Below are 24877 nucleotides of genomic sequence, written 5' to 3'. Positions count from 1 at the left end.
CATCGTGTCCCGACTTTTTTCTATCTTTGTCGCATTTGTCGCCAGTTTTCTGCTGATCGGCTCAGCTCAAGCCGAGGTTAAAGTCCTCACCAGCGTCAAGCCTCTGCAGCTGATAGCCGCGGCGGTGCAGGACGGCGTAGCGGTTCCGGAAGTTTTGCTGCCGCCCGGTGCCTCGCCCCATAACTATGCCTTGCGCCCATCCGATGTACGGAAAGTGCAATCGGTGGATCTTCTGTACTGGATCGGCCCGGACATGGAAGGTTTCCTGCCCCGTGTGCTGAAAGGTCGTACGTTGCCCAGCGTCGCGGTGCAAGACTTGCCTGGCCTGAAACTGCGACACTTCGCCGAAGATAACCACTCCCACGCCGAAGAAGCCGACGAGCATGACCACGATCACCGCCCTGGCAATCTGGATGCGCATTTGTGGTTGTCACCGATCAACGCCCGCGTGATCGCTACCAAAATGGCCGCCGATCTGAGTGCCGCCGATCCAGCCAACGCAGCGCGCTACCAGAGCAATCTCAAGGTGTTCGATGAGCGTCTGGATGCTTTGGACCTGCGCTTGAAGGCTCGTCTGGCGGGTATCGCGGGCAAGCCTTACTTCGTGTTTCACGAAGCCTTCGACTACTTCGAAGACGCTTACGGCCTCAAGCACACTGGCGTATTCAGTGTCGCAGCCGAAGTACAACCCGGCGCCCAGCACGTGGCGGCGATGCGCACTCGGTTGCAGGAAGTGGGCAAGACTTGCGTGTTCAGCGAACCACCGCTGCGCCCGCGCCTGGCAGAAACCCTGGTGGCCGGGCTGCCGGTGAAACTGGCGGAGCTGGATGCGCTCGGCGGGTACACGCCAGCGACCGCTCAAGGGTATGAGCAACTGCTGGAAAAGCTGGGGAATGATTTGGCGGGGTGTTTGGAGTCGTTGTAAGCCCCTAAAAAGATCGCAGCCTTCGGCAGCTCCTACAGCGGTACACAAAACCCCCGTAGGAGCTGCCGAAGGCTGCGATCTTTTGACTTTAAAGCGCGAACGGCAGCGGTGTGTGGACCTTCTGCCGCTGCATCAGCCGCAACTGAAATTCCATCGGATCGTGAATCAACACGTCCTGCCCGGCGAAAGACTCCGCGGCGATCAACCGCGACAACCAGAACCGTACGCACGCCACGCGCAGCATGGTCGGCCATAGCTCGGCCTCGGCAGCGGTAAACGGTCTTAGCGCGGCATAAGCGCCCAGCAATGCCCGCGCCCGAGCGCCATCAAGCTGCCCTTGCTCGTCCGAGCACCAATCGTTCAAGGCAATCGCCACGTCATAGAGCATCGGCCCGGAACAGGCGTTGTAGAAGTCGATCAACCCGGTCAGGTGCGTGCCTTCGAACATCGCGTTATCGCGGAACAGGTCGGCGTGGATGTTGGCCCGCGGCAGCGCCAGAATTTTCGTCTTCTGCTGTGTGATTTCATCCAGCGCCCGTTGCAGCAAATCGCTTTGCTCGGCATTCAGGTGCGAAAGCAACTGCGTGCCCTCTTCCAGCATCCAGTCCAGGCCGCGATCGGTTTTGCGTTTGATCATGTTGGCTTGGGTCGCCAAGTGCAGATGAGCCAGCAGCTCGCCGACCTGAGCGCAATGCTGCGCGTTGGCGTCCTTGATGTGCTTGCCCGCCAGACGGGGCTGCAACAGCGCAGGTTTACCGGCCAGTTCGCGCAACGCGACGCCGTCGGTGGTGCGCAGGGCATAAGGCACCGGCAGGTTGGCGTCGTGCAGCACGTCGAGCAGTTCGATGAAAAACGGCATCTCCTGCACCGGACCGCGCTCGACCAGAGTCAGGACAAACTCACCCTGCTCCAGGCTGATAAAGAAATTGGTGTTTTCGCTACCGGCGGCGATCCCCTGGAAATCAAGCAGGCGGCCAAGCCCGTAAGGGGCGAGAAAGGTTTCCAGCTCGGGCCGAGCCAGGGGGGTGAACACAGACATGGTTAAAACTGCCAGTACGGGCGCCGCGACTGCCGGCGCCGATTTAAGTTAGGAGCGGTTTACCACTCGAATATTTTCCACGACGGAATCAGCATATCCGGCTGGTCCGAGCGGATGAAGTTACCGTCGGAGCCATCAGCGCGCACCAGGAAATACGGTTTGCCGACTTTCGGGGTCACCTTGATGGCATACAAAAAACCATTTTGCCGATACTCCTGAATGGTTTTATCGCCTTCCGTGCGGATTGTTACATCCGGGTCTGCCGAGGGCGCTTCGTCCGCCGCCATGACAGCCAATGGAGTGATTGCAAACAAGCCAGCCAGCAACAAGCGATTTAGTGTGCGCATGATAACCTTGTCCCTTTGTCGTCAACGGTCCCGCTATTCTAGCGCCGGACCCGCCGAAAAGGTTGATCCTGCTCATGAGCCAAGCCCCCCTCGTCCTGGTGGACGGTTCTTCTTATCTGTACCGCGCCTTTCACGCGCTGCCACCGCTGACCACGTCCAAAGGCCTGCCGACCGGAGCGGTCAAAGGCGTATTGAATATGCTCAAGAGTCTGCGCAAGCAGTATCCGGACAGCCCGTTCGCCGTGGTGTTCGACGCCAAGGGCGGGACGTTCCGCGACGCAATGTTCGCCGAATACAAGGCCAATCGCCCAAGCATGCCCGACGACATGCGGGTTCAGATCGAACCGTTGCACGCCAGCGTCAAGGCCTTGGGCTTTCCATTGCTGTGCGTGGACAACGTCGAAGCCGACGACGTGATCGGCACCCTGGCCCGCAGCAGCGCGGCCGCCGACCGTCCGGTGGTGATCTCCACCGGCGACAAGGACATGGCGCAACTGGTCGACGGGCACATTACCTTGGTCAATACGATGACCGGTAGCGCGCTGGACGTGGAAGGCGTGAAGGAGAAATTCGGCGTCGCTCCCGAGCAGATCATCGATTATCTGGCACTGATGGGCGATTCGTCCGACAACATTCCTGGCGTTCCGGGTATCGGTCCGAAGACCGCTTCCGGCCTGCTGGTCGGTGTGAACGGCGGCCTGGCCGAGCTCTATGCTCAGCTCGACATCGTCCCGACCCTGCCGATTCGTGGCGCCAAGACCCTGCCGGCCAAGCTTGAAGAACATAAGGAAATGGCCTTTCTGTCTTATCGCTTGGCAACCATCAAGATCGATGTACCGCTGGACTTCGGCCTCGATGACTTGCATATGGGGCCACCGGATCACGATAAACTCGCCGAACTGTATTCCCTGCTGGAGTTCAAGAGCTGGTTCGAAGAGAACCAGCGCGATGCCAAGCGCGCAGGTCAGGACATTGTCGAGGTCGTCCAGGAACAGCCGGGGGCCGCCGAAGCGAAGTACGAAACCATCCTCGACCAGAAGCACTTCGAGGCCTGGCTGGACAAGCTCGACAAGGCGCCGTTGATCGCCTTCGTCACCGAAACCAACGGCAGCGATGCCCAACATGCACAACTGGTGGGCCTGTCGTTTTCCGTCGCGGCCAACGAAGCGGCCTACATTCCGCTGACCCATTCCTACATGGGCGTGCCGGAGCAACTGGATCGCGACACTGTGCTGCTGGCGCTGAAGCCGCTGCTGGAAAACCCGAATAAGCTGAAAGTCGGCCAACACGCCAAGTTCGAAACCAACATTCTCGCCAACTGCGCCATCGGTGGCGATCAGACCAACGGGATTATTGTTCAGGGCATTGCCTACGACACCATGCTCGAGTCTTACGTCCTGGACTCGACGGCCACCCGCCACGACATGGACAGCCTGGCGCTCAAATACCTGGGCCAAAGCAAGACCGACATTCAAGGGATCGCGGGCAAAGGCGTCAAACAGCTGACTTTCGACCAGATCTCTCTTGAGCTGGCAGGCCCCTATGCCGCCGAAGACGCTGACGTCACCTTCCGTTTGCACTTGGCATTGCAGGAAAAACTGGCAGCAACGCCAAGCCTGGGCAAAGTGCTCAACGAGATTGAAATGCCGCTGATGCCGGTTCTGGCCCGAATCGAACGCCAGGGCGCGCTCGTGGATGCCAACCTGCTGGGCATCCAGAGCGTCGAACTGGGCGAGAAACTGGTCGCCCTTGAGCGCGAGGCCTTTGCCATTGCCGGTGAAGAGTTCAACCTGGGTTCGCCGAAGCAACTGGGCGTGATCCTCTACGAAAAGCTCGGCTTGCCCGTACTCAGCAAAACCGCCAAAGGCCAGGCCTCGACCGCCGAAGCGGTGTTGGCCGAATTGGCCGAACAGGACTACCCACTGCCCAAGGTGCTGATGCAATACCGCTCGCTGAGCAAGCTCAAAAGCACCTACACCGACCGTTTGCCAGAGCAGATCAACACTCGCACCGGGCGCATCCATACGTCTTACCAGCAAGCCGTTGCCGCCACCGGACGTTTGTCGTCCATCGACCCGAACCTGCAGAACATTCCGATTCGCACTGCCGAAGGTCGCCGGATTCGTCAGGCGTTCGTCGCGCCGAAAGGCTACAAGCTGCTGGCCGCGGACTACTCGCAAATCGAACTGCGGATCATGGCGCATCTGGCCAAGGACGAAGGTTTGCTGCATGCCTTCCGCAACAACCTCGATGTACACCGGGCAACGGCCGCAGAGGTGTTTGGCGTCGAACTGGACGCGGTCACCAACGATCAACGTCGTAGTGCGAAAGCCATCAACTTCGGTTTGATCTACGGCATGAGCGCGTTTGGCCTGGCCAAGCAGATCGGCGTGGACCGCAAACAGTCCCAGGCCTACATCGACCGCTACTTCGCCCGTTATCCCGGCGTACTGGAATACATGGAGCGCACGCGCGCCCAGGCCGCCGAGCAAGGTTTCGTCGAAACCATCTTCGGCCGTCGTCTCTACCTGCCGGAAATCAACGCAAAAAACCAGGCTCTGCGCAAAGCGGCCGAGCGCACGGCAATCAATGCCCCAATGCAAGGCACCGCGGCGGACATCATCAAAAAAGCCATGGTAACGGTGGATAACTGGCTGACATCGTCAGGCCTGGACGCCAAAGTCATCCTGCAGGTACACGATGAATTGGTGCTTGAGGTGCGTGAGGACCTGATCGAGCAGGTGCGTGAGGACATTCGCGTCCACATGAGTAGCGCCGTACAGCTGGATGTACCGCTTCTGGTCGAGGTAGGCGTAGGCAACAACTGGGATGAAGCGCACTGATCGGCCTGAACGACGCCTGTGCTGCGGCCTTATGCCGCAGCACAAAATAACGAAGGGCTATAGTGCGGAAAATGACATCGATTATTTCCAATGGTTTTTGAAAATAGTCTGAACTAAATCCGTGAACCGCCACTCAGAGATACTGAATGGCTGGTGAAGCCCTTCGATGCTCCTATGTTGTGTTAAGTGTTGGCAGATATCTGGACCCCGCCCTAGCGGTCCGGAACTTGAACCCCGGAACTTCTCCCTCCCCATATGAAGTCCGGGGTTTTTTTTGCCTGGCTTTTCACCTGTAAAACCTTACTCGGCAGCTTCGCTGCCCTTGTCCGCCAACTCCATCCAGCCCGCCAGTACAGTGTAGGCGTCTTCCAGCCCCATGCGTTTGGGTGCCGAAAACAGCTGGATAGTAATCGTATCGCCCCAGCCCTTGCGGATTTGCGCCTGAACCTTGAGCAGCGCGTTTTTCGCCGCGCCATAGGTCAGCTTGTCTGCCTTGGTCAGCAAAATATGCATCGGCATGCCGCTGGCGACGGCCCAATCGAGCATCAGCAGGTCGAAATCGGTCATTGGATGACGGATGTCCATCATCAGAATCAAACCTTTCAAACTCTCGCGACCGCCCAGATAGGCTTCCAGGTGACGCTGCCAGTGCAGCTTCAGCGGGATTGGCACTTTCGCGTAACCGTAACCCGGCAGGTCGACCAGACGGCGTTCATCGTCTAGCTTGAAGAAGTTCAACAGCTGCGTGCGACCCGGAGTTTTCGAGGTCCGCGCCAGGCTGGCGTGTGTCAGGGTGTTCAATGCGCTGGACTTGCCGGCGTTGGAACGCCCGGCGAAAGCCACTTCAAAGCCTTCGTCGTCGGGACATTGGTCGACTTTGGCGGCACTGAGCATGAAGGTGGACTGTTGGCACAGACCGAGGATGGGGTTCTTGAGTTGCATGGGATTTCCGATGTGGGCGGCGCCGGGAATGGACGCGGCAAGCTGTGTCGTTTCCGTTTCAGTGACGCCAGTATATAATGCCGCAGATTTTGTGTGCGCTTTGTCCCAGCGTAGGATGAAGTTCACGAGAGCGATTAACCTTGATTGCGCATTAGAACGCAGCACGCTCTCAACCCTGAAAAGGTCGTTTTATGACGAAATGGCTGCTAGCTGCCGGTGTCTTGATGCCGCTTTACAGCGCTCAGGCTACACAGGATCCGGAAGCTGTGTACAACCGTGTTTGTGGTGCCTGTCATTCCGGCCAACTACCCATGGCGCCCCGCAAGGGCGATCAGGAAGCTTGGACGCCGAGGTTGGCGAAAGGTATGGAGACGCTGGTGCAACACGTGACCCAGGGTTTCAAGGCGATGCCGCCGCGTGGTTTGTGCATGGACTGCAGTGCCGAGGATTACCGAGCCATCATCCACTGGATGAGCGAGTAAACCCGGCCCATAACTCTTTAACCCTTAGCCGTAGTTGGATTAGCTGATGAACAAACTGATCGTGAGTCTGCTGTTGACCGTGGGGATCTCCGGCATTGCCCATGCTGCAGGTGATGCAGCCGCCGGCCAGGCGAAAGCCGCCGTATGCGGTGCCTGCCATGGCCCGGATGGCAATAGCATGGCGCCTAACTTTCCGAAACTGGCGGGCCAGGGCGAGCGTTATCTGAACAAACAGCTGCACGACATCAAGTCCGGCAAGCGCACGGTGCTGGAAATGACCGGCCTGCTGACCAACCTGAGCGATCAGGACCTGGCTGATATCTCCGCCTACTTCGCCAGCCAGAAAGGCAGCGTCGGTGCCGCCGATCCGAAAGTCGTGGCGCGCGGTGAAGCGTTGTTCCGTGGTGGCGACCTGGCCAAGGGTCTGCCAGCCTGCACCGGCTGCCACTCTCCGGACGGCAAGGGCAACGCAGCTGCGGGCTTCCCGCATCTGGGCGGCCAGCATGCTCAGTACGTCGGCAAGCAACTGACCGACTTCAGGAAAGAAGAAGGTGGCCGGACCAACGACGGCGATACCAAACCGATGCAGAGCATCGCTAAAAAGCTGAGCGACGAAGATATCGCCGCAGTCTCCAGCTATATTCAAGGCTTGCACTGAGACTCATCGAACAAGCGTTGCTGGAGATGTACATCTCTTGCAACGTTAACACTCGATTAATCCGTCGATGCAAACATAAAAAGGGTGGCTTTGGCTGCCCTTTTTTGTGGCCGCTGCCGTTACACTACAAACTCAAGCCCGCCAGGATCTGTCTGAAAACAGGTCGCGCGAGGCGACCCAATTGTCCAGGAGTAAAGCATGCGTAATCTGATCATCAGCGCCGCGCTCGTCGCTGCCAGCCTGTTCGGCATGACTGCCCAAGCCGCCGAAAAACCTGCAGCGCCCTATGTCGAGCTGAGCAATCCGGTCCCGGTGGCCGTGCCTGGCAAGATCGAAGTCGTGGAGCTGTTCTGGTACGGTTGCCCGCATTGCTATGCCTTCGAACCCGTCATTAACCCATGGGTTGAAAAGCTGCCTTCCGACGTGAACTTCGTGCGCATTCCGGCCATGTTTGGCGGCCCTTGGGACGCACACGGCCAGATGTTCCTGACCCTTGAAGCCATGGGCGTCGAAAGCAAGGTTCACGCCGCAGTTTTCGAAGCGATTCAGAAAGAACACAAGAAACTGACCGACAAAGAAGACATGGCGGACTTCCTGGCGACCCAAGGTGTAGACAAGGACAAGTTCCTGGCCACCTTCGACTCCTTCGCCATCAAGGGCCAGATCAACAAAGCCAAAGAGCTTGCAAAGAAATATGAAATCTCCGGCGTGCCTACCATGGTCGTCAACGGCAAGTATCGCTTTGACATCGGCTCTGCTGGCGGTGCCGAACAAGCGCTGAAACTGGCCGACCAACTGGTTGCCAAAGAGCGAGCGGCAACCAAGGCCGTCGCCAACTAAGCGCGGCACCTGCCATGCGCCGCTGGGGAACTGAACGCATCGTTGGCCTGCATCATCCGCAGGTCAACGAGCATCACCTGGAATCGACGGGGTTGCCCGTGGACAGCCGTCTGCGTTTGCTCAGTTTCAATATCCAGGTTGGTATCAGTACCGAGCGCTATCGGCACTATCTGACCCGCGGCTGGCAGCATCTGTTGCCGCACACCGGGCGTGCCGACAATCTGCAAAAAATCGGTAATCTGCTGGGCGACTTCGATCTGGTCGCCTTGCAGGAAGCCGATGGCGGCAGTCTGCGATCAGGTTACGTCAATCAGGTCGAACACCTGGCGCAGCTCGGCGCCTTCCCCTACTGGTATCAACAACTCAATCGCAACCTCGGTCATCTCGGTCAGCACAGCAATGGCGTGCTCAGCCGACTGCGCCCGTGGGCGATTGAAGATCATCCGCTGCCGGGACCCAAGGGTCGCGGGGCCATTCTGGTGCGCTTCGGCGAAGGTCCGGAGGCACTCGTGGTGGTGATGATGCACCTGGCGCTGGGCGCTCGCGCCCGTAGCCTGCAACTGGCCTACATCCGCGAGTTGATTGGCGGTTATAAACACCAGGTGCTGATGGGCGACATGAATACCCATGCCAGTGACTTGCTGCAAAACTCCCCGTTGCGTGATCTAGGCCTGCTCGCGCCGCAACTTGAAGCGACCTTCCCCAGCTGGCGCCCGCAGCGTTGCCTGGACCATATTCTGCTCAGCCCCACCCTGACCCTTGAAAAGGTCGAAGTGCTGGCACAGCCCATTTCCGATCACCTGCCGGTCGCGGTAGAGATTCGTCTGCCGGGTTCGCTCACGGCCGATGCATTGCCCGCGTTGAGTCCTGCCTGAATGAGCGACGAAGCACAGCGCTGGAAAGAGAAATACCTCAAAAGCATCGAACAACAAGAAAAACTGGAACGTCGATGGGACGCCCGGCTTGATCTGTTGCGTCGCGGGCTGGTGCGCAGCACCCTGGCCGCGGAAGGAACCGATCGCGCCGTTGATCAATGCATGAAGGAAATGCGTGAAGTCGTACGCACCGATGATATGGACGCCGGCCTGGCAGCCTTGCTGCCACGCCTGGAAAGAGCCGTGCTCGACTCCGAGCAGCGCCGGGAAACCCGGGTCAATCAAGTCAGTGCCGCCCTGACAGCGCTGGTTTCTCAGTTGCAAGCGTTGCCGCTGCCCCGGGAAGTGAGTCGGCCACTGAAGAATTTCGCCAAGCAACTGGACGGACGCGTAAGCCAGGCTCGCGAAATCCCGTTGCTGCTTAGCGAGCTGAGCGGCTTGCAAGGCAAAGCCTTGAACCTGCTGGAGAACCCTGCCGAACCTGATCGCCCGGGTTTTCTGCAGCGGTTGTTCAGTAGGGAAACGGAAGAGACCGCGCCACAGCTCGCCGTCCCCGAATCGCATATGCCTGCCCCGCAACCTGTCGAACCGGCTGCAGCCTCGCCGGCCGAGCCCCCACAAGCGACGGTCAATCTCGCGCCAGCCGCCGATAAACCGCAAGGGGTATCGCCAACCGTCGAAGCCGCGATGCCCGCCGCTGCGCCCCCCGAGCCAGCGCAAATTGAGGCGCCCATAGCAATGGCGCCTGCGGCTGAAGTCGTGGCGTTTGAGCCACCCGTCCTTGAGCCAGAAGCTACGAGCAGCCAAGTCACGGAGCTACAAGCCCGCCCCGATATCGAGCAATCAGAAGAGCCGGTTCCGGCGATCGCCCTACCGGTCACTCAGGTTCTGTCGGCAATCAATCCCGATGAGCTCACTCCAATGGCCATCGATCCAGAGCCGTCCGGGCACGATATTCTGTATGCCCTGCCGGACTCGCCGGAGCCCTCCTATAGCTCTGTCGCCAAGCACATCGAGGACACCCTGCTGGGCCTGCTTGATGACCTGGCGCTGCCTGAGCGCCATCGTCCGCAAGCCGAGGCGATGCGCGATCGCCTTCAAAATGGCTTGAACTGGTACGAACTGCTGCCCATCCTCGATGACCTGGCCACATTGATGCTGGCAATCACCGACAGCGGCCAGCACGAATTCGAAGCCTATTTGAAGCAACTCAACGAACGCCTCGAGTCATTTCAGAGCAACCTGCAAGCCGCGAGCGAAGGCCACGCCGACAACCGATCGGCCGCGCGGGATATGGACACGCAGATTCGCGAGCAAGTCGACGGCTTGCAAAGCAGCATGCAGGAAGCGGCGGACCTTGATGATCTCAAGCATGTGCTGGAAAACCATCTCGAAGGCCTGCTCGGCACCATGGACCAACACCAGAAGCAGCGCGATGAGCGTGAGCAGGAAGTAGCGGCCCGTCTGCAATGCCTGGCCGAAAGGGTTGCCCACATGGAGCAGGAAGCCCTGGGCTACCGTGAGCATCTCGAAGAACAGCGTCAGAAGGCACTGATCGATCCACTGACGGGTCTACCGAATCGAGCAGCCTGGAGCGAACGCCTGGAGCACGAAATAGGTCAATGGCAACAACATGGCACTACCCTGTTACTGGCAATGCTCGACCTCGACCATTTCAAACGCATCAACGACAACTATGGCCATCTGGCAGGCGACAAGGTGCTGAAAATCATCGCCAGTGTTCTACGCAAGCGTCTGCGTGGGTCTGATTTCATTGCCCGATTTGGCGGTGAGGAGTTTGTGCTATTGATGCCTGCCACACTACCTATGGTCGGCGCAAAACTACTGGAAACCTTGCGCGCATCGATCGAAGCCTGCCCGTTCCACTTCAAGGGCGAGCGAGTCACCATCACCATTTCCATGGGATTGACCGCCTTCAGACCGGGCGAACACAGCGATGCGGTACTTAAAAGAGCCGATCAGGCGCTATATCGGGCGAAAAACAATGGCCGGAATCGAGTAGAAGCGGGCTGATAGCTAATTGTTCCATTTTGTTTAAAACAGCATTTTTTGCCATCTGCGCGCAAGGCAATACCGTTACACTGTTGCATTATTGTCTTGCGTGTACTGCCTCCCACCATGAAATGTCTTGCTCTTATTGCCTCGCTGCTTCTATTGGCCGGTTGTGCCAGCGGCCCCCGAATCGATACCAGCCACCGTTCAGCCAATTACGACAATCGTATTCAGTTCGTGGTGATGCATTACACCTCCGCATCCCTGGAAACCTCACTGCAATTGCTGACCCATGGCGAGGTCAGCAGCCACTACCTGATTAGCGACGACAAGCGCGCCACTATTTATAAGCTGATCGATGAAAATTTCCGGGCCTGGCACGCAGGCGAAAGCGAATGGCAAGGCCGGACCTGGCTGAACTCCAGTTCCATTGGTATCGAGATCGTCAATCAGGGCTTTGAGGACACCCCGAACGGGCGTCTTTGGTATCCCTACAGCGAAGCCCAGATTCAGTCGATGATCTTCCTGCTCAAAGACATCAGTAAGCGCCAAGGCATCAGCCCCCGTCATATCATTGGCCATAGCGACATCGCACCGATGCGCAAACTCGACCCCGGCCCACTGTTTCCCTGGAAGCGCCTGGCGGCCGAAGGCCTGGGAATATGGCCGAACGAGCAGGCCGTGGCGCGGCAGCAAGCGCAGTTCGCGGTGCAATTACCCAGCATCAGTTGGTTTCAGGCGCAGCTCGCCCGCTTGGGCTATGCCACGCCGCAAACCGGCGAACTGGATGTAGCGACACGCAATGTGCTGGCGGCCTTCCAGCTGCATTTTCGCCCTTCCCGTTTCGATGGGACACCGGACGCCCAGACCGCGGCGATTCTTCAGGTGTTGAATCAGACAAAATAATGACGCCCGCCCGACGGTCAGCGCTTTTTCCAAATCAGCAGCTATAACTCATTGGTAATTCTTCGGATATTCCATGATGCCTGCTGCTCGGGAGAGACTGCATAGCTGGTTCTATCGCCCTTGGTTTTTGGCGATGCTGGCTACTGCCTTGAGCGCAACACTTCTAACGGTTGGCAGTTTGTTCGTGGCGATGAATCAGGTCGAGCACAACGAAAGCCAGGAAATGAATGCCCAGGGAGAACACTTTCTGGTCCGGCTGGAGCAGCTGTTCGGGCAATTGCGCGAAAGCCTCGATGACCTGGAAGCCCAACCGCTGCGAGGTTGCGATGACGAAATGATCGCCACCCTGCAGCAGGTCAGCTTCAATTACCGCTTCGTTTATGAAGCCGCTTATATGGACACGTCGCGAATCTGCTCCAACCGCCCCCGCCAGGAAGGGGTATCGCTGATCCGACCGCCGGACATCAAGGGTCCCACCTACAGCTATTGGCTGAACACCACCACCGAACCCGATGAGAACCGCGCCGCACTGATGCTTGGGCGTGGCAATTTCCGGGTTGCGACGTCCCGCGGGCATTTGACCGACATGGTCGATCTGTCTCCGGGGAGCAGCCTGTTGGTGGTGCTCGACCATGGCACCCGGGCGATTCCGGTGCTCGGTGTCGCTCAGGCCTGGCCCCCCGCGGAGCCCTGGCCCCCGAAAAGCCCCGATGCGCTGCAAGTCACCCCTACCCGCCTGATTTACCGAATGCCCACTAACACCCCCGAATACCAACTGGTACTGATCACCCCACGTACCGGAATGCATGTACCGCCGGTATGGTGGTGGCTACTGCCGGCCAGCCTGGCGCTGAGTGCCTGTGTAGGCATTCTGGTGTTTTTGCTGGTACGCCAGCGTCAGTCGCTGGATGCCGAACTGCAAGGCGCTATGCGGCGAGGTGAGCTACAGGTGTTGTATCAACCGATCTTCGACCTCGACAGCCGCAACTGCGTCGGCGCTGAAGCCCTGCTGCGCTGGCGCAGGCCGGACGGCACGCTGACCAGTCCCGACCTGTTCATTCCGATGGCGGAGAATACCGGCCAGATTCGCCAGATGACCGACTTCGTATTACAGCGCCTGCTGGAACAGCTCGGGCAACTGTTGCGGTCCAATCCGCAGCTGTACATCTCGGTCAACCTGGCGGCCTGCGATGTCATGGTGCCGCGTATCGGTCAGGTGATGGCGCGATTGCTGAGCATGCACCGGGTGGCGGCCAGGCAAATTGCCTTTGAAGTGACCGAGCGCGGATTGGTGGACGTGGTGGTGGCCAGAGAAAACCTGCAAGCCCTGCGGGATGTCGGGCATCAAGTGCTGATCGACGATTTTGGCACCGGCTATTGCAGCCTCGCCTACCTGCAAACCCTACCGGTGGACTGCCTGAAAATCGACAAGGCATTTATCGACGCGCTGGGGCATGACGCCGCCAGCAGCGGCGTGGCACCGCACATTATTCGCATGGCTCAGGCCCTGCAACTCAAGGTGATTGCCGAAGGCATTGAACATGAAGCCCAAGCGGTGTTTCTGAGCAGCGAAGGGGTGAAATTCGGTCAGGGTTGGCTGTTCGCCCACGCCCTGAGCGCCGTGCAGTTCATCGAACTGATTACCCGTGGCCGCCGACTGACCACGCGACGCCAGGATGACGAAGCCTGAGAGGGCACCGGCTTATATCGCCAGCGCCATGTAGAACTGCGTCCCCTGCCCCGGCCGCGAATAGACACCCATCCGTCCGCCGTGCAACTGCACGATTTCCTTGCACAGCGCCAGACCCAGCCCGGCACCGCCCTTTTTGCGACCGACCTGAACGAAGGGCTCGAAGATCCGTCCCTGCTGGCCGTAGGCAATGCCTTCGCCGTTGTCCTCGACGCTGATAATCATCCGTTCACCATGGCGCCGAGCCTGCAAACGTATCAGTCCGTCGTGGGAAGTATGGCGCAAGGCGTTGTCGATCAGGTTGTCGAGCACCCGTTCCAGCTGCGCCTGATCGGCTTGCAACCGCGGCAACGGCCCCTGCACTTCCACCAGCAGTTCGATACCCTTTTCCTGCGCCAAGCAGGCAAAACGTGTCTGGGCCTGATCCAGCAAGTCTTCGATGGAGCAGGGTGCCAGGGTGAGTTTTTGCAGGCCGTTCTGATAGCGAGAGAAATTCAGCAAGTCATTGATCAACTGCATCAGGCGCTGCATTTCTTCGTTGACTGTGTCCAGCAGGTCAGCTTCGCGGGAGTCTTCGGCAAAATGCGTCCGCTCGCGGAACAGGCCGAATGCCATGTGCATCCCGGTAACCGGTGTGCGCAACTCATGGGAGGCGCGCAAGACGAACTCGCTGCGCACTCTTTCAAAGGCCCGCTGTTCGGTAACGTCATGCAACACCATCACGGCGCCGAGAATATGACCCTGGGTATGGCTGACCGGCGTCAGGCTATATGTCAGCAATCGCGACTCTCCATCGACTTCGATGCTCAGGTCGTCCGGCGCTCGTTCCAGGGTGCCACCGCGCAATACCAGTTGCAGTTGTTCATCCAGTTCGGGACGCTCAAGCGCCGTACCCAGCCCTTGGCCGAGACGATCGGTGTCCCAGCCTAACTGACGCTGAGCCACCGGGTTGAGGTGCTCAAGATGACCTTGACGATCAATGATCAGCAAACCGTCGTCGATGCTGTCGAGCACCGCTTGCAAGCGTTGCTGTCCGGCGAGCAGTTCGTCGATATTGGTAGCCTGGTGCTCACGCAAGGCCTCGGCCATGATGCCGAAACGCCGGGTCAGTTGGTTCATTTCCACCGCGGAGGAAATCGGCAGGGTCACTTCGAAATTACCCTGGCCGATGTTGTCAGCCGCTGCGGCCAAGGCCTCGATCGGAGCCCCGAACCGCCGGGCGATCGCATGGGCGGTAATGAAGCCGATGAACAACACCGCCACCCCGACCAACCCAAGCAGGCCGGCAATCAACAGTGCCCGCTCCCGGGCCTTGCGTTCGATCTCGGTGATGTTATTCAGTGCGCGTTTTTGTTCAGAGATCAAACCGTTACGCAACGCGTTGAATTTTTCCGCGAGATTCCCGTCACCACCGACTACCTGGATAGGAGCACTGGAAAGATCAAAGGATTGCAGTAGGTTCTGATAATCAGCCTTGGCCTTTTTGAAACCATACTGGGCACCTTCGCTGGACGGTTCGCGAGCAATGCCTTCGTCAAACAATTCAAGGGAATGCTGTTTGGACGCCTCGAACGCCGCAGGATCCGGTTGCTCGTCGAGCATGATGATCAGTTGATCACCCAGGGCCTGACGCAGCTTCAATCCCAGATCCAGCGTGACGAAGTTGTCACGGATCAGGGCTTCCTGAGTCCCTGCCATCTGCATCACGCCAACCAGCCCGAGCAAGAGCCCAAGCAGCGCCACCGTAATCAGTGCGGAAATACTCAGAAACAGCCGGGTGCGCAACGTCATCGCCAGTTTCATCGGTTACGACTCACAAGTTGTACTGCTTGCGTTTGCGGTACAGGGTCGAGGCATCGATACCCAAGGTTTTGGCCGCCTGATCCAGCGTGTCGGCCGTGGCGAGAACCGCGCCAATGTGAGCTTTTTCCAGTTCATCCAGGCTCAGCGCAGCACCAATGCGTGGCGTGTGGTTGGTCGGGGTTTCGGCCATGCCCAAGTGGCTGAGCTCTACCCGCTCCTGCGGACAAATAATGCTCGCGCGCTCCACCACGTTGCGCAGCTCGCGAATGTTGCCCGGCCAGCGGTAGCTGAGCAGCGCTTCGCGCGCCTCGTCGCTGAAACGCCGGGCTGGACGCGAGTATTCCTTGACGAAGCGCGCCAGGAAGCGGTCCGCCAGATTCAAAATATCTTCCCTGCGCTCGCGAAGCGGCGGCAGGTGCAAGGTGATGACGTTGAGACGATAGAGCAAGTCCTCACGAAAACGACCATCGCGAACCATGTCTTCCAGGTTGAGGTTAGTGGCGGCGAGGATTCGCACGTCGGCGCGACGGGTTACCGGGTCGCCCACGCGTTCGTATTCCTTGTCCTGAATGAAACGCAGCAATTTTGGCTGTAAGGTCAGGGGAAAATCGCCGATCTCGTCGAGAAACAACGTTCCGCCGTCGGCCTGATTGACACGACCCAACGTGCTTTCGCTGGCACCGGTGAACGCCCCCCGGCTGTGGCCGAAAAGTTCGCTGTCCATTAGTTCGGCAGTCAGGGACGGGCAATTGATGGTGACGCAGGACTTCTTCTGGCGTTTGCTCCAGCCATGAATTGCCCGTGACAGTTCACCTTTACCGGTGCCGGACTCGCCGAGAATCAGGATGTTGGCGTCAGTACTGGCGACCTGGCGTGCAGTTTCGAGCACCACTTTCATCGCCGGACTGTGGGAATCCAGCCCCTCCTTGGGTTTGCGCACTTCACCTTCGAGGGCTTCCAGACGCGCCGAGAGCTGCCGAACTTCCAGTTGTTTGGCAGTGGCCAGGCGCAACTGGTCGGGGCTGCAAGGTTTGACCAGATAGTCGGCGGCACCGGCCTGAATCGCATCCACGGCAGTGTCCACGGCCGAGTGAGCAGTGACAATCACCACCCGCATCCAGGGCGCCTGGATGCGCATCTGGGCCAGCACATCGAGCCCATTGTCTTCACCCAGGCGCAAATCGAGGAAGCACAGATCAAAAACCTGGCGCTGCAACAAGGCTTCAGCCTGAGCCGCGCTGGTCGCCGTAGCCACGCTATAGCCTTCGTCTTCGAGGCAATAGCGAAAGGTTCGAAGGATGGCGGACTCGTCGTCTACCAGCAGAATGCGGCCTTGATGCTCAGTGGCTGATTCCATGTTCCTACGCTCCTTTATTGTTGAAGTCGGTTAGGCCCGGAAAAATCGGGCAAGTTGCATGATTGATTGTGGCCGATTTCAGCCATATCAGCGGTGCTATCTACTTCACAACAAGATAACCCACTGATTTATTTAATTTTTTATTAATGAACCGTTCTTCGGCAATTGCCTGCGTCCCTTTCTGACATCCGCGCCCTTCCTTCAATTCCAAAAATATTGAAAGTTTTGGCGAATCCATCGTGCATTACGCACGGCCTTGAATGGGCCATCGTGCAGGATGCGTCCAAACCCATTTCCACAAACCATGTAACCAATTGATTTTAATCAGATTAAACCTGACAAAAAGGTGGCATGCAGGCTGCAGGTATCTGAGTAATCAGGGCATTTAATCAATCAGTGCCCGCCAACCTACCCCTAGAGGGAGGAACTTCAGGATGAATCGCCAAGGTGCCGCTCAATTGCGTATCTCGCCATTGCATATCCAGCAAGGTTTGTTTGCCCTGCTGACATTGTTGATCACCTTGATTGGCGGCCAGCAGTTCTTGCGCTGGGAACAGAGCCAGCAGCCAGAGACGCCGCACCTGTCGATTCCACACGCACCCCAAACCCATTTCAGCGCGGTCAGCAGCAACCTGGCTGACAGCGACTCGATGCGAATGATGGATGTCGACCAGGCCCAGCCTGTGGACGAGACGTCTCAGGAGCGTTGGGTGTTTTAAGTAAACGAACTTGGCGCGCTCAACGCGCCGGGATAAGCACCACAAGCAACACCTTTAAATAGAAGCGTAAGGAGAATCACCATGTTGAGCTGGGCAATCACATTCCTGATCATTGCCATCATCGCTGCAGTATTGGGCTTCGGTGGTATCGCGGGCACCGCCACGGGTATCGCCAAGATTCTCTTTGTCGTATTCCTGGTGATGTTCATTGCTTCCTTCTTCTTTGGCCGCCGCGGTCGAGGCTGAACATGAGCATTTCATTAAAGACAATGGCAGCCGCCCTGCTTCTGGGCGGCAGTGCCAATTAAAGAAGATCCAGACGGGTATTGAGTTTCGAAACACGAAAGAGGCCACAGCGCCTTTTTCCACTGCGCTACCCGAGGACGGTAGACGCATGACCAGGGGGTCGGGACGTTCTGACTGTTTCAGGGTCGGAGTGACCTACGGGTACAGGGAGTACCTGCGCAAGGGCCGGGTCAGGCAAAGCTGCGACGCAAGTTCGCCGGGGCCAGAGCGGCTCGACGAACTTGCGGAGAGCTTCAACGTGCAAAACGTTGATCTAGAGCATTCAGCTCATCTGCTATTGGTGCATATTCCCCGCAAAACCGTTTCGCGGTGTTTCTTCGTGACCGTATATCGAGAAAGCTCCGACTTTCCCGATAAGAGAATTCGCAGCCAAACGTAGGCTTTTTCCTAAATTTCCGCTTATTTAAAAACCTTCGTCCTGCGCTGAAATGGCCGGCATACGGCACTTATGCCCGCCTGAATGTCGCATTCAAACCGGTTGGGACGCGGGTTTCAGTAAGAAAATCTCATGCCGATTCGGCATAGGGTAGGCGTTTACGGCATTAGACGGCGCTTCCCTGCATCGGAATAGTTGCGCCTTTTTCGCTGCCTGAGAGCTGTAAATGCTCGCTCGCGGGGACCTTATACGGGGGCCGATGCAAGATTTGTTCGCCATTGAGCGTTTCAGTTCATGCATCAGCCTGAGTCAAACGCAAGTAAGGGTAAAGATATGAAGAAGGCAAAGCTTAGCCTCGCCTGGCAGATCCTCATCGGTCTGGTTCTGGGGATAGCAATTGGTGCACTGCTCAACCATTTCAGTGCCGAAAAAGCCTGGTGGATCAGCAACGTGCTGCAACCGGCAGGCGATATCTTTATCCGTCTGATCAAGATGATCGTGATCCCGATCGTGATCTCCTCGCTGATCGTCGGCATTGCTGGCGTGGGTGACGCGAAGAAACTCGGTCGCATCGGTCTGAAGACCATCATTTACTTCGAGATCGTCACCACCATCGCCATTCTGGTTGGTCTGGTGCTGGCCAACGTGGTCCATCCGGGCAGCGGCATCGACATGAGCACCCTGGGGACGGTGGATATTTCCAAGTACCAGGCCACTGCCGCCGAAGTTCAGCATGAACATGCGTTCATCCAGACCATCCTCAACCTGATCCCGTCGAACATTTTCGCGGCCATGGCCCGCGGCGAGATGCTGCCGATCATCTTCTTCTCCGTGTTGTTCGGTCTCGGTCTGTCGAGCCTGCAATCGGACCTGCGCGAGCCGCTGGTGAAGATGTTCCAGGGCGTATCGGAAAGCATGTTCAAAGTCACCCACATGATCATGAACTACGCCCCGATCGGCGTGTTCGCATTGATCGCGGTGACCGTGGCCAACTTCGGCTTCGCCTCTTTGCTGCCGCTGGCCAAACTGGTCGTTCTGGTTTACTTCGCCATCGCCTTCTTCGCCTTCGTGGTGCTGGGCCTGATCGCTCGTCTGTTCGGCTTCTCGGTGATCAAGCTGATGCGCATCTTCAAGGATGAGCTGGTCTTGGCCTACTCCACCGCCAGTTCCGAAACCGTGCTGCCGCGCGTGATCGAGAAGATGGAAGCCTACGGCGCGCCGAAAGCCATTTGCAGCTTCGTGGTGCCGACCGGCTACTCGTTCAACCTCGACGGTTCGACGCTGTACCAAAGCATCGCGGCGATCTTCATCGCCCAGCTCTACGGCATCGACCTGTCAATCAGCCAACAGTTGCTGCTGGTGCTGACGCTGATGGTCACCTCCAAAGGCATCGCCGGCGTACCGGGCGTGTCCTTCGTGGTGCTGCTAGCCACTTTGGGCAGCGTTGGTATTCCGCTGGAAGGCTTGGCGTTCATCGCCGGTGTCGACCGCATCATGGACATGGCCCGTACCGCGCTGAACGTGATCGGTAACGCCTTGGCCGTGCTGGTCATCGCACGTTGGGAAGGTATGTACGACGACGCCAAGGGCGAGCGCTACTGGAACTCCCTGCCGCACTGGCGCAGCAAGGAAAAGTTGCCGGTTGGTGAAATTTCCAGCAACTGATGCAAAAACCTGTAGGAGCATGGCTTGCCAGCGAAGAACGATAACGCCGTGTAACTGAAACACCGCAGTGTCCCATTCGCGGGCAAGCCTCGCTCCTACAGTACGAGGTAGCACGCACATTACGTGTATGACGCAATCTCGCAAACAAACCCCGGAGAAATCCGGGGTTTGTCGTTTCTGCCTACCCCGCTATCATTCGCCGCATTCTTCGGGGGATTTAACTGATGCTCAATGGCCTGTGGCTAAGCTTCTTCATCGTGGCTGCCGTTTCGGCACTGGCGCAATGGCTGATCGGCGGTAACGCCGGGATCTTCGCGGCGATGGTGGAAAGCATTTTCGCCATGGCCAAGTTGTCGGTCGAAGTCATGGTCCTGTTGTTCGGCACCCTGACCCTCTGGCTGGGCTTTCTGCGGATTGCCGAGAAGGCCGGGATCGTCGAGTGGCTGGCCAAAGCGCTGGGCCCGTTGTTCCTGCGGCTGATGCCGGGAGTGCCGGCCGGGCACCCCGCCATCGGCCTGATCACGCTGAACTTCGCCGCCAACGGCCTGGGCCTGGACAATGCCGCCACGCCAATCGGCCTCAAAGCCATGAAGGCGCTGCAAGAGCTCAACCCCAGCGACACCATCGCCAGCAACGCGCAGATCCTCTTTCTGGTGCTCAACGCCTCGTCCCTGACCCTGCTGCCGGTGACGATTTTCATGTACCGCGCCCAGCAAGGTGCGCCCGATCCGACCCTGGTGTTCCTGCCAATCCTGCTGGCCACCAGTTGTTCGACCCTGGTGGGCTTGTTGTCGGTGGCGTTCATGCAGCGTCTGCGCCTCTGGGACCCGGTGGTGCTCGCCTACCTGATTCCCGGTGCCTTGGCCCTCGGTGCGTTCATGGCGCTGCTGGCGACACTCTCGGCGACCGCTCTGGCGAGCCTGTCATCGATCCTCGGCAACGTGACGCTGTTCGGGTTGATCATGCTGTTTCTGGTGATCGGCGCATTGCGCAAAGTGAAGGTCTACGAGGCGTTCATCGAAGGCGCCAAAGAAGGCTTCGACGTGGCCAAGAACCTGCTGCCGTATCTGGTGGCGATGCTCTGTGCCGTGGGCGTGCTGCGAGCATCCGGGGCGCTGGATTTCGGTCTGGACGGGATCCGTCATCTGGTGGAGTGGGCCGGTTGGGACACCCGCTTTGTCGACGCGCTGCCGACAGCCATGGTCAAACCCTTCTCCGGTAGCGCCGCACGGGCAATGCTGATCGAAACCATGAAAACCTCTGGCGTCGACAGCTTCCCGGCGCTGGTGGCGGCGACGATTCAGGGCAGTACTGAAACAACCTTTTATGTACTGGCGGTGTACTTCGGCGCGGTGGGCATTCAGCGCGCGCGGCATGCGGTGGGGTGTGCGTTGCTGGCGGAGCTTGCCGGCGTGCTCGGCGCAATCGGAGTCTGTTACTGGTTCTTCGGTTAACCAAAAAACCTGTGGGAGCGAGCCTGCTCGCGATGGCGGTTTAACAGCCAACAGAATTGTTGAATGTGCCGACCTCATCGCGAGCAGGCTCGCTCCCACACTGATGTGTGTGTGTAGGTCTTCAAGGCCTCAGCGGCGGCGCAACTTTCTGACCTTGCTCCACCGTCCAAGCCACCACCTGCGCCGTCAATTGATCGCTGGCCTGACCAAAACCGGTCACCACCGCCGACACCTTCACATCGCTTAACGGCTGACGCACTTCAAAGCGTCGGCTGGCGAGGATTCGCTGGTCATACCCACGCACCAACAACGCATCCAGGCGCACGACCACGCTCGCCGCCGTGCCTTGGTACTCGGTCTGGAACGCTTGCAGGTTGCCGCCCAGTTCCAGGTCTGCCTGGAAATTACTGTCATCGGTGCTGAGCAACGGCACGCGACCGTCACGCTGGAAACCATCGAGCAGACGATTGCGCAACAGCACCGGTGCCGGATCGCTCCAGCGTGAAGCCTTGTAGCTGCTGATCAGATCACCCTGAGCGATTACGGCGATTTTCGGGTTGTTCAAGGCTTCGCTGGTTTGAGGCTTGGCCAGCCGCAACGACCAGCGCTGCGGCGTGCCGTGTTGGGCCGATGCTTCGCGCTGTGCCGACGGCAGTCGATAGACATCGGACGGCTCGGTCTTGGGGAAAATCGAACAGGAAGCGATCAACGCAAAACCGGCGAGGAGGGCGAGATGAGCCAGTTTCATGGCGTGAACTCCTTGTTCTTGTCACTGCCCAGCAGGTAACCGCTGGGGTTGGCCTCAAGCCGCTGGGAAATGGTCCGCAACGAACTCAAGGTGTCGCGCAGCTCGCGTACCGCCGGCGCCAGGCCATTGAGGCCCTGCATGCCGTTGTTGAGGGAATCCTGATTGGCGGAGAGCAACGTGTTGATGGTCGCGCTACTTTGTTCCAGGGACTTCATGGCTTGCTCGGCACTGCCGAACATCTGCTTGCCCTGATCGTTGAGCAGGCCGTTGGCATTGCGCATCAACGCGGTGGTCTGTTCCAGGGTGGCGCTGGCCTGCTTGCCAACCGAAGCCAGTTGCTCCATCGCCTGACGAATATCGCCGCGCTGATCGGCAATGGTGCCGGTGGTTTGCTCCAGGTGCTCCAGGGTGCTGCTGATACGCGCGACGTTCTGCGAGGAAAACAACTGATTGGCGTTGTGCATCAACACGTTCACGCCCGCCATCAGATCGTTACTGTCATTCATCAACCGGGCAATGGGCGAGGGCGATGCAACGATTGTCGGCAAATTGCCGTCCTTGCCCTTGAGCGTCGGACTTTGTGGCGTGCCGCCGCTGAGCTGGATGATCGAGGTCCCGGTGATCCCGGTCAGCGCCAGCTTGGCCTGAGTGTCTTCTTTGATCGGAGTGTCTCCGCCCAGGCGAATCCGCGCCAACACCCGGCGCGGATCGTTCGGGTCCAGGCGCAGCATCACCACGTCGCCGACCTTGATCCCGCTGTACTGCACGGCGCTGCCCTTGGACAAGCCGCTGACCGCCTCGTTGAAGACGATTTCGTAATCCTTGAATTCGGTATCGACGCTGGATTTGGCCAGCCACAGACCGAAGAGCAGGGCGCCTGCCACCACTATGACGGTGAACAGGCCAATCAATACGTGATGGGCTCGGGTTTCCATGTCAGACCTCGTTGAGCTGGTTAGCGGCCGTCAGCGCCGCGCGGCCGCGAGGGCCATGGAAGTATTCGTGAATCCACGCATCATCGGTTTCCGACACCTTGTCGATGGCGTCCGCCACCAGCACTTTCTTCTGCGCCAGCACCGCCACTCGGTCGGTGATGGTGTAGAGCGTGTCGAGGTCGTGGGTCACCAGAAACACGCTCAGGCCCAAGGCATCGCGCAGAGTCAGGATCAGTTGATCGAAGCCTGCGGCGCCAATCGGATCGAGGCCGGCGGTGGGTTCGTCGAGAAACAGGATGTCCGGGTCCAGCGCCAGTGCTCGGGCCAGGGCCGCGCGCTTGATCATGCCGCCGGACAGTGAAGCAGGGTATTTGTCGGCCGCCGACAACGGCAGCCCGGCCAACGCCATTTTTACTGCCGCCAGGTGCTCGGCGTCGGCACGGCTCAGGCCGGCGTGTTCAATCAGGGGCAGGGCGACGTTCTCGGTCACGGTGAGCGAAGAGAACAAGGCGCCTTTCTGGAACAACACACCGAACCGCCGTTCGACCAGCGAGCGCTCGTGTTCCGACAGGCTCGGCAAGTTCTTGCCGAAGACCTTCACCAGCCCTTCGCTGGGCTGACGCAGGCCGACAATGCTGCGCAGCAGCACCGATTTGCCGCTGCCGGAACCGCCGACCACCGCCAGAATCTCGCCCTTGTACAAGTCCAGGTCGAGGTTCTCGTGCACGCTCTGGCGGCCGAAGCGATTGCACAGCCCACGGACTTCGATCACTGCCTCTGAAGGCGCTCGGGGTAAACGACTCACCAGTCCATCTCCATGAAAAACAACGCAGCCACGGCGTCGAGCACGATCACCACGAAAATCGACTGCACCACACTGGACGTGGTGTGCGCGCCAACGGACTCGGCGCTACCGCTGACCTTGAAGCCCTCGAGGCAGCCGATGGCGGCAATCAGGAACGCAAAAATCGGCGCTTTGACGATCCCTACCAGGAAGTGCTGAACGCCAATGTCCGATTGCAGCAGTGACAGAAACATCGCCGGCGAGATATCCAGCGACAGCGCGCAGACTACGCCACCGCCGACAATCCCTGACAACATCGCCAGAAAGGTCAACATCGGCAGCGCCACCAGCAACGCCAGGACGCGGGGGACTACCAGCAACTCCATCGGGTCGAGGCCGAGGGTGCGGATCGCGTCGATTTCTTCGTTGGCCTTCATCGAACCGATCTGCGCGGTGAACGCACTGGCGGTGCGGCCGGCCATCAAGATGGCCGTGAGCAACACGCCGAACTCCCGCAGAAAAGAGAACGCCACCAGGTCCACGGTGAAAATACTCGCACCGAAACTCGCCAGCACCGTCGCCCCGAGAAACGCCACCACAGCGCCCACCAAAAACGTCAGCAAGGCGACGATGGGGGCGGCGTCGAGGCCGGTCTGTTCAATGTGAGCGACCATCGGTGTGAGGCGCCAGCGCTTTGGACGAAACAACCCGCGAGCGATGGTTTCCAGGATCAGGCCGACGAAACCCAACAGTTGCAAGGTGTCCTGCCAGACCGCGTCGACCGCACGGCCAATACGGGTCAGCAGTTGAATGCCGACGCTGATTTCCGGTTCTTTGATCGGCACGCAGAAATCGGTCAGCGAGCAGTACACCGTCTGCAACAAGGCGCGATCAGCGGAGGAAAGGGTGCAATCGGGGTGTTCGGCAGATTTGCCCAGACGCTCGGCGCCCAGCAACTCCACCAGCAATGACGCACCCGCCGTATCGAGCGCGCCGAGACCATTGAGATCGATGTGGGTGTTGTTGTCGTATTGGCCACGGAGCTTTTCACTCAGGCGGCTGAGATCGGCGTAATGGGCGAGCGTCCAGTCACCCGTGACCCGCAACAGGGCAGGGCTGTGCGAGGTGTCCAGTCGGGCACTGCCAGGCATTGTGCTGCTAGTCATAAGC

Annotated in this window: 22 protein-coding genes; 13 read left to right on the top strand and 9 right to left on the bottom strand. The window is 58.8% G+C overall.

Annotation, left to right across the window (positions count from 1 at the left end):
• Positions 1-4: 4 nt before the first annotated feature.
• Complete coding sequence (locus ACZ89R_RS18660) at positions 5-925, top strand: zinc ABC transporter substrate-binding protein (protein WP_192345224.1); 921 nt, start codon at positions 5-7, stop codon at positions 923-925.
• 88 nt (positions 926-1013) lie between these two features.
• Here the strand turns inward: ACZ89R_RS18660 and ACZ89R_RS18655 are convergent, their stop codons facing one another.
• Together ACZ89R_RS18655 and ACZ89R_RS18650 are read right to left on the bottom strand one after the other, a co-directional pair.
• Positions 1014-1964 carry a homoserine kinase gene (locus ACZ89R_RS18655; protein ID WP_008076252.1) on the bottom strand — a complete coding sequence of 317 codons (951 nt, stop codon included), beginning with the start codon at positions 1962-1964 and terminating at the stop codon, positions 1014-1016.
• A 59-nt stretch (positions 1965-2023) separates the two neighbouring features.
• Positions 2024-2311, bottom strand: a complete 288-nt coding sequence (locus ACZ89R_RS18650; RefSeq protein ID WP_123500518.1) for a DUF2782 domain-containing protein — start codon at positions 2309-2311, stop codon at positions 2024-2026.
• Between the two features lie 74 nt (positions 2312-2385).
• On the opposite strand from ACZ89R_RS18650, the gene polA reads away from it, so the two are divergent.
• Positions 2386-5154: a DNA polymerase I gene (polA, locus tag ACZ89R_RS18645; protein WP_429544973.1), complete on the top strand. Its 2769-nt coding sequence runs from the start codon at positions 2386-2388 to the stop codon at positions 5152-5154.
• A gap of 300 nt (positions 5155-5454) precedes the next feature.
• Here the strand turns inward: polA and yihA are convergent, their stop codons facing one another.
• Positions 5455-6096 carry a ribosome biogenesis GTP-binding protein YihA/YsxC gene (gene yihA / locus ACZ89R_RS18640; RefSeq protein WP_123500515.1) on the bottom strand — a complete coding sequence of 214 codons (642 nt, stop codon included), beginning with the start codon at positions 6094-6096 and terminating at the stop codon, positions 5455-5457.
• A gap of 191 nt (positions 6097-6287) precedes the next feature.
• Here yihA and ACZ89R_RS18635 point away from each other — a divergent pair, with 191 nt between their 5' ends.
• The 7 genes from ACZ89R_RS18635 to ACZ89R_RS18605 all read left to right on the top strand — a co-directional run bounded on the left by ACZ89R_RS18635 (position 6288) and on the right by ACZ89R_RS18605 (position 13560).
• Positions 6288-6578 carry a c-type cytochrome gene (locus ACZ89R_RS18635; protein ID WP_038980343.1) on the top strand — a complete coding sequence of 97 codons (291 nt, stop codon included), beginning with the start codon at positions 6288-6290 and terminating at the stop codon, positions 6576-6578.
• A gap of 46 nt (positions 6579-6624) precedes the next feature.
• Positions 6625-7236, top strand: a complete 612-nt coding sequence (locus ACZ89R_RS18630; RefSeq protein WP_123500513.1) for a c-type cytochrome — start codon at positions 6625-6627, stop codon at positions 7234-7236.
• A 198-nt stretch (positions 7237-7434) separates the two neighbouring features.
• Positions 7435-8076 carry a thiol:disulfide interchange protein DsbA gene (gene dsbA, locus ACZ89R_RS18625; protein ID WP_429544974.1) on the top strand — a complete coding sequence of 214 codons (642 nt, stop codon included), beginning with the start codon at positions 7435-7437 and terminating at the stop codon, positions 8074-8076.
• A 14-nt stretch (positions 8077-8090) separates the two neighbouring features.
• A complete protein-coding gene (locus ACZ89R_RS18620) occupies positions 8091-8951 on the top strand; it encodes an endonuclease/exonuclease/phosphatase family protein (protein ID WP_192345218.1) in 861 nt (286 codons plus the stop codon).
• Positions 8952-10985: a GGDEF domain-containing protein gene (locus ACZ89R_RS18615; RefSeq protein ID WP_429544975.1), complete on the top strand. Its 2034-nt coding sequence runs from the start codon at positions 8952-8954 to the stop codon at positions 10983-10985. It begins immediately after the preceding gene.
• 105 nt (positions 10986-11090) lie between these two features.
• Entirely contained in the window at positions 11091-11870 is a 780-nt protein-coding gene (locus tag ACZ89R_RS18610; RefSeq protein ID WP_429544976.1) for an N-acetylmuramoyl-L-alanine amidase, read from the top strand.
• Between the two features lie 73 nt (positions 11871-11943).
• The gene (locus tag ACZ89R_RS18605) at positions 11944-13560 is read left to right on the top strand and encodes an EAL domain-containing protein (RefSeq protein WP_429544977.1); all 1617 of its coding nucleotides are present in this window, start codon (positions 11944-11946) and stop codon (positions 13558-13560) included.
• Between the two features lie 12 nt (positions 13561-13572).
• On the opposite strand, the gene ACZ89R_RS18600 is transcribed toward ACZ89R_RS18605, so the two are convergent.
• Together ACZ89R_RS18600 and algB are read right to left on the bottom strand one after the other, a co-directional pair.
• A complete protein-coding gene (locus ACZ89R_RS18600; protein WP_429544978.1) occupies positions 13573-15363 on the bottom strand; it encodes an ATP-binding protein in 1791 nt (596 codons plus the stop codon).
• Positions 15364-15373: 10 nt separating this feature from the next.
• A complete protein-coding gene (gene algB, locus ACZ89R_RS18595; protein ID WP_008076269.1) occupies positions 15374-16720 on the bottom strand; it encodes a sigma-54-dependent response regulator transcription factor AlgB in 1347 nt (448 codons plus the stop codon).
• A 434-nt stretch (positions 16721-17154) separates the two neighbouring features.
• Between algB and ACZ89R_RS18590 the strand changes: the two genes are divergently transcribed.
• The 4 genes from ACZ89R_RS18590 (at position 17155) to ACZ89R_RS18575 (ending at position 21240) form a co-directional block, all read left to right on the top strand.
• Positions 17155-17439, top strand: coding sequence for a hypothetical protein (locus ACZ89R_RS18590; RefSeq protein WP_429544979.1), 285 nt, complete (start codon positions 17155-17157; stop codon positions 17437-17439).
• Positions 17440-17520: 81 nt separating this feature from the next.
• A complete protein-coding gene (locus ACZ89R_RS18585; RefSeq protein WP_003177151.1) occupies positions 17521-17685 on the top strand; it encodes a DUF1328 domain-containing protein in 165 nt (54 codons plus the stop codon).
• A 769-nt stretch (positions 17686-18454) separates the two neighbouring features.
• The gene (gene gltP / locus ACZ89R_RS18580; RefSeq protein WP_123500496.1) at positions 18455-19786 is read left to right on the top strand and encodes a glutamate/aspartate:proton symporter GltP; all 1332 of its coding nucleotides are present in this window, start codon (positions 18455-18457) and stop codon (positions 19784-19786) included.
• A 224-nt stretch (positions 19787-20010) separates the two neighbouring features.
• Positions 20011-21240, top strand: a complete 1230-nt coding sequence (locus tag ACZ89R_RS18575; RefSeq protein WP_429431054.1) for a nucleoside recognition domain-containing protein — start codon at positions 20011-20013, stop codon at positions 21238-21240.
• Positions 21241-21361: 121 nt separating this feature from the next.
• Here ACZ89R_RS18575 and ACZ89R_RS18570 read toward each other — a convergent pair whose 3' ends face one another.
• Genes ACZ89R_RS18570 through ACZ89R_RS18555 form a run of 4 tightly spaced genes read right to left on the bottom strand, consistent with a single transcriptional unit; the run spans position 21362 to position 24873 of the window.
• A complete protein-coding gene (locus tag ACZ89R_RS18570) occupies positions 21362-21988 on the bottom strand; it encodes an ABC-type transport auxiliary lipoprotein family protein (protein ID WP_429544980.1) in 627 nt (208 codons plus the stop codon).
• On the bottom strand, positions 21985-22923 hold the full coding sequence (locus ACZ89R_RS18565) for an MlaD family protein (protein ID WP_429544981.1): 939 nt from the start codon (positions 22921-22923) through the stop codon (positions 21985-21987). The genes ACZ89R_RS18570 and ACZ89R_RS18565 overlap by 4 nt, the downstream gene beginning before the upstream one ends.
• Before the next feature lies 1 nt (position 22924).
• Positions 22925-23728 (bottom strand): ABC transporter ATP-binding protein, encoded by an 804-nt coding sequence (locus ACZ89R_RS18560; RefSeq protein ID WP_063342006.1) that lies wholly within the window; start codon positions 23726-23728, stop codon positions 22925-22927.
• Positions 23725-24873, bottom strand: coding sequence for an ABC transporter permease (locus tag ACZ89R_RS18555; protein WP_427626068.1), 1149 nt, complete (start codon positions 24871-24873; stop codon positions 23725-23727). Before ACZ89R_RS18555 ends, ACZ89R_RS18560 begins: the two co-directional genes overlap by 4 nt.
• Positions 24874-24877: the final 4 nt, after the last annotated feature.

The organism is Pseudomonas sp. TE3728 (assembly GCF_056279145.1).
The sequence above is the reverse complement of the archived record's forward strand: the minus strand, read 5'-3'. Positions and strand labels throughout refer to the sequence as shown.